Source organism: Accumulibacter sp., from assembly GCF_029255145.1.
Lineage (GTDB): Bacteria > Pseudomonadota > Gammaproteobacteria > Burkholderiales > Rhodocyclaceae > Accumulibacter.
Genome location: NZ_JAPUVQ010000004.1, coordinates 24,691 through 31,819 on the forward strand (window position 1 = coordinate 24,691; position 7,129 = coordinate 31,819).

The 7,129-nt window shown below is 65.9% G+C and carries 8 protein-coding genes; 2 read left to right on the forward strand and 6 right to left on the reverse strand.

The genetic code is table 11. The annotated features are described in order from the left end of the window. Positions 1-3 precede the first annotated feature (3 nt). The 6 genes from Q1L50_RS00250 to Q1L50_RS00275 form a co-directional block, all read right to left on the reverse strand. Positions 4-864 (reverse strand): hypothetical protein, encoded by an 861-nt coding sequence (locus tag Q1L50_RS00250; protein ID WP_300335044.1) that lies wholly within the window; start codon positions 862-864, stop codon positions 4-6. A 67-nt stretch (positions 865-931) separates the two neighbouring features. After that, positions 932-1,798 carry a hypothetical protein gene (locus Q1L50_RS00255; RefSeq protein ID WP_300335046.1) on the reverse strand — a complete coding sequence of 289 codons (867 nt, stop codon included), beginning with the start codon at positions 1,796-1,798 and terminating at the stop codon, positions 932-934. Further along, the gene (locus tag Q1L50_RS00260; protein WP_300335047.1) at positions 1,795-2,385 is read right to left on the reverse strand and encodes an RNA polymerase sigma factor; all 591 of its coding nucleotides are present in this window, start codon (positions 2,383-2,385) and stop codon (positions 1,795-1,797) included. Before Q1L50_RS00260 ends, Q1L50_RS00255 begins: the two co-directional genes overlap by 4 nt. Before the next feature lie 245 nt (positions 2,386-2,630). Beyond that, positions 2,631-2,975, reverse strand: coding sequence for a hypothetical protein (locus tag Q1L50_RS00265; RefSeq protein WP_300335049.1), 345 nt, complete (start codon positions 2,973-2,975; stop codon positions 2,631-2,633). 389 nt (positions 2,976-3,364) lie between these two features. Next, the gene (locus tag Q1L50_RS00270) at positions 3,365-3,781 is read right to left on the reverse strand and encodes a hypothetical protein (protein ID WP_300335051.1); all 417 of its coding nucleotides are present in this window, start codon (positions 3,779-3,781) and stop codon (positions 3,365-3,367) included. A gap of 83 nt (positions 3,782-3,864) precedes the next feature. After that, complete coding sequence (locus tag Q1L50_RS00275; protein WP_300335053.1) at positions 3,865-4,665, reverse strand: hypothetical protein; 801 nt, start codon at positions 4,663-4,665, stop codon at positions 3,865-3,867. Between the two features lie 206 nt (positions 4,666-4,871). Between Q1L50_RS00275 and Q1L50_RS00280 the strand changes: the two genes are divergently transcribed. Both Q1L50_RS00280 and Q1L50_RS00285 read left to right on the forward strand, forming a co-directional pair. After that, positions 4,872-5,183: an integration host factor subunit beta gene (locus tag Q1L50_RS00280; RefSeq protein WP_300335055.1), complete on the forward strand. Its 312-nt coding sequence runs from the start codon at positions 4,872-4,874 to the stop codon at positions 5,181-5,183. A gap of 74 nt (positions 5,184-5,257) precedes the next feature. Then, positions 5,258-7,129: AAA family ATPase (locus tag Q1L50_RS00285; protein ID WP_300335056.1), on the forward strand; the 1,872-nt coding region annotated here is incomplete at its 3' end.

The following is a 7,129-nucleotide window of genomic DNA, read 5'->3' on the forward strand; positions in this document are numbered from 1 at the left end:
CGCTCAGCCGCGCGGATCGGGGGTGAAGCCACCCGGAAACGGGTTTGGTGTCGGGTCGGGCGTCCAGCGTTGTGGCGGGCGCGGAATGATCCCCTGGGCGAGCAGATTGGCGCGGCTGTCGTAGCGGATGGTCAGTACCTCAGATGGCGTGTGGCTGGCGCGGCGGAAAGCGGTGTACTGGGTCGGCGCGCTGATGCGTTCGCCATGACCGGTGCCGAGGCGACTGTCGGCCAGTTCGCTCCTGGCCTCGTCGTGGGCCGGCGCGGCGGCCTTGGCCGCCGGCTGCGGCGCATCGCTCGCGGCAGCGCGGCGTTCAGCAGCCGCGCCGGCCGCCCCGGCCTCGTTGCCCGCACCGCGCTGGCGCTGGTGCATCGTCACCGCCGGCTCGGGTACCGGCACCGCTTCGCGATAGACGGCAACGCCAATGACCCCGACGTTCTGCGGGCGATCGGTGCGGCCGGCATAGCTGTCGGCAACGCTGGTGAAATAGAAGGCCGCCACATCGTCCATGCTCTTGCGCCAGCCGGCAATCTCGGCCGCTTGCCACGCTGACAGGACGTAGCCCGACTGTGACGTGGCGGCGGTCTGTCCGTTCAGCGCATTGACGCCGTCTACCGACAGCACGGTCAGCAGACGACCTGCGCTCTTGTTGCGCATCACCACCGCGTAGCGGTTGCCGGGGGTGCCGGCCACGTAGAGCTGACCACGGTGACGATAGACTTCGAGCTGCTGGCCGGTGCTGCGGTCGATGACGGTGACGTCGACCAGCACGCCGGCGTCGGCGATGCTCATGCAGCCGGCCAGCGGCACGACTGCGAATAGAGCCGCAAGGGGGCTTGCGAAGAGGGCGGCGAGTTTTCTCATGACGGTCTCCTGGAGTGAGTTGGGGTGGTGACCGTGTAAACGCCCGCTGCCGGCGACTGGGGTTAAATCACTGCCGAAATTGCCCGGGCAGCGGGTAATCCGGGTTCGCCAGACGAAAAGCGCGCAGTTCGCGCTCGGCGTCGTCGATCTTGCCGGCGCGTCGCAGGGCGCTGATTTCCTCGAGCCAGATCGCCGGGTTGCGGGCGCGCTCGGCCACCGCTTTGGCCGGAGCCAGCGCCACTGCCCCGCGCTCGGCCGCCGCAGCCGCGTCCGGACCGACGCCAGGCGCCTCGTTCCGGCTGGCGACGCCAGCGTCGGTGCTGGCCCTGGCCGGACTGGCCGGCGAATCGCCGCGGCTGCCTCCGGGTGCAAGTTCGACCCTGCCTTCGAGCTTCGCGGCCGGTGCCGCGACGGTCGCTGGCGCCCGGCTTGCCTCCGCCGGCAACGGTCCGGCAGCGCTGCCTGCCTGCTGCCGGCGGTCGCCCTCGCTCACGCCGGCCGACGTCGGCGCTACCTTGGCGCGTACTTCGGTCGGGGTCGACGGTGCCAGGGCAGCAGCCGGTCGCGCCTCATCGGCGACCGGGGAAACGGCGGGCCCTAGTGACGGTACTGAACCGGAGTCGTCACCGCTCTTTTTTGCAAGCGGCTGGCTGCGCGCTGGCGGGCCATCGCCGGGCGGCCGGTCCTGGACCAACGTCAGGGTCAAGCTGAGCACGACGGTAGTCGCCAGCGCCAGCGGCGTTCGCCAGCGCTGCCACCAGCCTCGCCGGCGGGCAGCCGGTGCCGGCGCGGCGCTCTTCTGGTCGGCCAGCGCCGCCCGAGCGGCGGCCAGGATCTGCTCGTCAAGGCTGGCCGACGGCTCGCCAGTCGCGTGCTGCCGATACAGGCGCGAAACTTGCGGATCGCTCGATGAATCCTGGGGCAGCTCGGTCATAGCAGATCCCGCAGCGAGTGTCTGAGTTTTTGCAGCGCATAGCGCAATCGGCTCTTGGTCGTCTCGCGGCCGGTACCGGTGGTGGCGGCGATTTCTTCCAGAGTCAGGCCACCCTCTTCGGCGAGCAGAAAGACCTCGCGCTGGTGGTCCGGCAACTCGGCCAGCGCCAGATCGATCCGTTCGGCGGTGTCGCGCCGTTCGTGCAGCGCATGCGGCGTCTGGTGGCCGGGAGCGGGCAGCGAGGCGATCAGTTCGTCGCCGCTATCGGCCGCGCCGTCGCAGTCGTTGGCAAGCACCAGCACCGCGACCTGATGCGCGTTCCTGCGGTGGTGATCGATCAGCCGGTGGTGGGCAATGCGGAATATCCATGTCGAGAACCGGGCCAACGGCTGGTAATCGGCACGCGCATTGACCACCTTGATCCAGATATCCTGATACAGCTCGTCGGCCAGAGCAGCGTTGCCGCATTGCTGTGCCAGATAGCGATAGAGCGAGCCTCGGTAGCGACGATACAGCATGCTGAACGCGTCCGCATCGCCAGCACGGTAAGCCAGCATCAGTCTCTCGTCGCTCCAGTCTCCGTACATTCCGGCAGTCTATCTACTGCCGGGGCAAACGCAAGTTGGCGCTTCGGCGCGTTCAGCCCGACTCCGGTCGCCACCACGCGCGCGCAACGCCCCGGTCACTGCCAATGACTGTGGCGGCCCGTTCACGCGACCGGGCCGGCTGCTGATGATGAGCAAGGGGATTGTTCGGGTGGAGTGGGAGCAGAGGTCGGCAAGACGTTGGCGGGCCGTCCCACGGGGCAGGTGCGTACCTGCCCCCGGGGTGCTCAGAGGGCGTGCGTCTCGATGCGGAGCAACTTGTTCACGCTCGCCTGCCACAGCTTGGTGACGTTCTGCACGGCAATCAGGTTCAGGCTCGAAATCCGGCTCTGATGACGCCACAGCCAGAACACGCAGGTCACGGTCGGCGCTTCACGTACCAGCGAACCTCCGCCCTCGGCTTCGGCGAGGTCGATAAAGCGCTCGACGGCCAGACGGTAGTAATCCGAACTGTTGCAGCAACCGGTCATCGCTTCGGCTTCGCCGGCTGCACGGCGCCATAGTTTGAGCGCGAGTTCCTCGCTGATGCCGGCCTTGTGGGCGACCCACGGTAAAATTTTTGGTGCTTTCATGGCTTTGCTCCTGAGAGTCTGGCGGATACCAGGCACTGTGACCTACCGACCGATACCTCATGAGATCAGTCGTGTTGCAGTGCAGCATCATTATAAGCAATCCCCCGGTGGAAGGTTGGGGTTTTCTTCTAATTTTTTCTCAGGCCATTGGGAACTGCTCCGGTGACGACCAAGTCCAGGCAAGCTGCGAGCAGCCAGGTCAACGCGGCCCACGCAGCAACACGAGTCGGACTTGCCACCTGAAGCTACTGCGCCGCAACATCCGATGCGCTTCTTTAACGCAGAGCCAGCGTAGCACCGCAGTCTGTTGTCCGCCGTGCACTAATCCACACCACACTGCAGTCTTGGCGAACAGGTCGGCGACCGCGCCAGCGGCGGCGCTCGGCGCTTCAATGCCGGACGCTGACCTTCCAGCCGTCCCTGGTCTTGGCGAGGTGCTGGACGGTGACCGCGTTCGGACCATCGCGCGCCTCGAGCACGGCGTAGTCGCCTTTCACCTCGACCTTCTCGATCTGCTTGCGACGCGCTTCGCCCTGCGCGCCGCTGCGCATCCGGTCGAGGAACTGCTTGAAGCCATCGTCACCGAAGGCTTTCGCCATGCCTTGCAGGTCGTCCACTTTCTCGGGAGTCATGTACGGCCGCGCGGCATCGAGGCCGCCTGCGATCAACGCTTTCTCGTAGGCCAGGAAGGCGTCGGCCTGCGGCGATTTCTGCGCCTGCGCGCCGGTAAGCGTCTGGGCATGGCCGGCTGGAACGAGCACGGCGATGGCAGCAAGAATGGCGAACACGCGAATCATCAGTCTCATGGAAATCTCCTCTGGTTGTCGGATGGCCCTGCAGCACCTGCTCAACTACTCCCTGCCGGACAGCGTGACCGCCCGTCCGCGCCTCATTCGCCCTGCGGCGTACCGCAGCGCCGTCTGGCCTGGAACTCGGCAAAACTGGCCGCACCGAAACGCTGCAGCCGTGCGCCCATCTCGGCCAGCCTGGCCGGCGTCAGGTAGCCCCCTGCCGCGTCCAGGTCCAGGCCGCCTTCGACCAGCACCTGCTCGAAAGCAATGAACAGTACCGCGTCTGGCGGATGCTGCGCCGCCGCGCCGGTGATCGTTCGCACGCTGCCCGTCACCCCTTCGACCGGCGCGGTGAACTCCGCCTCGAGCGTCCAGTTCATCCAATTGGTACTGAGCTTTCCGGATACCCGGCGGTTGCCAATCTGCAGCTCCTGCCAGCTCGGACCAAAATTGAACGAGTCGATTGCATAACCGTCGTCGTGCGGCGCGTAAACCACCCCTCGGATGTCGTCCAGTCGCGGCCGCACCGGACTGACGATCAGCTTGATACCGCCGAAGCGCTTTTCGCGCGCCAGTTCCCCGGGCCGATTATCGTCCCGCGCCGCTTCCGGCGGCAGCAAGCGGTCGGTCAGGTAGATCCACAACTCGCCGTCCTGCAGCGGCGCCTGCCAAGCGTAAACGTGCTGCAGGGCATACACCCTGCCATCGTACGTCATCCGCCCGCGGACCGTGCCGGCGTCTGCAGCCGCCGCCGCCGACACGACCAGAAAGGCCCCCAGCGCCGCGGTCAGGCGCGCTGCCGGGCGCAGCGAGGCGCGCTCGTGCGTGTGTTCCGGGAACTCGCAGGCAATTCCTCCGAGAGTCGAAACGAGCGTTTTCGGAATCAGAAAGAAATCCATCGCTGTTGTGGGCCTGGCAAAGACGGGAACCCCCGGCGCGCCGGAACGCCTTGCGCTGCCGAGGGAAGTATCTTTGGCCGTCGCAGGCACTGTCAACGGCCGGCCTGAGCGGGATCGAGGCTGTCTGGCCCGATGCCGCACGAGATCTTGACTGAAGTCGCCCTGGCGTTGGTCGGAAGCGGAGAGCACGAGGTAAAATGTGATCCATGACCCGCTCTGACCTGATCGCCATAGTCGCCGCCCGCTTTCCGACGCTGACGGAAAAGGACACCGAAGTCGCGGTGAAAACCATCCTCGAGGCCATCGGACGCACATTGGCGCAGGGAGATCGCGTCGAAATCCGTGGCTTCGGGAGTTTCAGCCGGAACCACCGGCTGGCGCGAAACGGCCGCAACCCACGAACCGGAGTAGCCGTGGCGGTCCCCGAGAAGTACGTACCGCACTTCACCGCGGGCAAGGAAATGCGCGAGCGGATCGCGGGCGCGGTCGACGATCCGCCGCGTCAACCGCTTGCCTGATGAACGGCGGTGTGGCAGGGGGCAGCGCGACGCGATACGGCCCCGGATGGTGACCGCCGGGCCGCCATCGTTGGATGTCTGAAGCGCCGGAACTCGACCGCCTCGCCGGGCTGGTCGAGCGAGTGACCTTCCACAACGAGCAGAACGGTTTCTGTGTCCTCCGCCTGAAGGTGAAAGGCGAGCGGGAACTGATCACCCTGATCGGCCACGCCGCCGTCGTTTCTCCCGGAGAGTACGCGTCCGCAGCCGGGCACTGGGTCACCGATCGCGAGCATGGTCGGCAGTTCCGGGCGACGTTCGTCAACATCTCGCCGCCGAACACCCTGACCGGCATCGAGCGCTACCTCGGTTCGGGAATGGTCAAGGGGATTGGCCCGGTCTATGCCGGCAAGCTGGTGAAATCCTTCGGGGCAGCGGTCTTCGACGTTATCGAGCAGGCCCCGCAACGTCTTCGTGAGATTCCGGGCATCGGCGAAGTCCGCGCCAGAAAAATCACCTCGGGCTGGGCCGACCAGAAGGTGATCCGCGGGATCATGGTCTTCCTGCACGCGCATGGCGTATCCACCTCGCGTGCGGTGCGCATCTTCAGGACCTACGGCCACAATGCCATAGACATGGTCCGGGAAAACCCCTACCGGCTGGCGCAGGACATTCGTGGCATCGGCTTCGTCTCGGCCGACACCATCGCCCAGAAAATTGGCATCGCCCGCGATTCGCCGCTGCGCGCGCAGGCGGGGATCTCGTACGCGCTGGCCGAGGCCTCGTCGCAGGGACATTGCGGTTTGCCCTACGCCGACTTGCTGCCCTTGGCCGTGAGACTGCTCGACATCCCGGTAGCCATCATCGAGACGGCGATTGCGCAGGAAATCGCCGACCAGGTGCTGCTGCCCGATACCGTCGCTGGCCAAGCCTGCGTGTTCCTGGCCCCCCTGTACCATGCCGAGCAATCGATCGCCGCCCAGATCAAACGGCTCAGGAGCGGGACGACGCTGCCAGCTTTCGACGCCGACAAGGCGATTCCCTGGGTCGAACAGAAACTGGCGATACAACTGGCTGACAGCCAGAAGCAGGCGGTCGCTCTGGCGCTGTCGGCCAAACTGCTGGTGATCACTGGCGGACCCGGCGTCGGCAAGACCACCCTGGTCAACGCCATTCTGACGATCATCGGCGTCAAGGGCGTCAAGCCCTTGCTGTGTGCGCCGACCGGGCGGGCCGCCAAGCGCCTTTCCGAATCGACCGGCCTGGAAGCCAAGACCATCCATCGCCTGCTGGAAGTCAATCCGATCAATGGCCAGTTCAAACGCAACGCGGACCATCCCCTTGATTGCGACCTGCTGGTCGCCGACGAATGTTCGATGATCGACGTGCCGCTGGCCAACCAGCTGCTCAGCGCTGTCGCCACCTCGACGGCGGTGATCCTGGTCGGCGACGTCGATCAACTGCCTTCGGTCGGCCCCGGACAGTTCCTCGCCGACCTGATCGACTCCGGAGCAGTGCCGGTGATCCGGCTGACTGAAATCTTCCGCCAGGCGGCCAGCTCGCGCATCGTCCGCAGCGCCCACCAGATAAACCACGGAATCTTCCCCAGCCTGCCGGCCAAAGGCGAAGCGTCGGACTTCTACTTGATCGCCGCCGATGAACCCGAAGCCATCGCCAGGACGGTGGTCGACCTGGTGCAGACGCGCTTGCCCCGCAAGTTCCAGGTCGATCCGATCCGCGACATCCAGGTGCTGTGCCCGATGAACCGCGGACTGACCGGCGCCAGGGGGATCAACCTGGCTTTGCAGGCGGCGCTGAATCCGCCCGGCGAACATAGCGTCAACAAGTTCAGATTTCCTGATCTCGGAGGAAACCCGGTTGGCACTTTAGACGAGGGCGAAGGTCATTCTTGCCCCGGTTTCCGGATGCGGGAAATCTTGCAGGGTGAGTTCCTCGAGGAGCGCGGC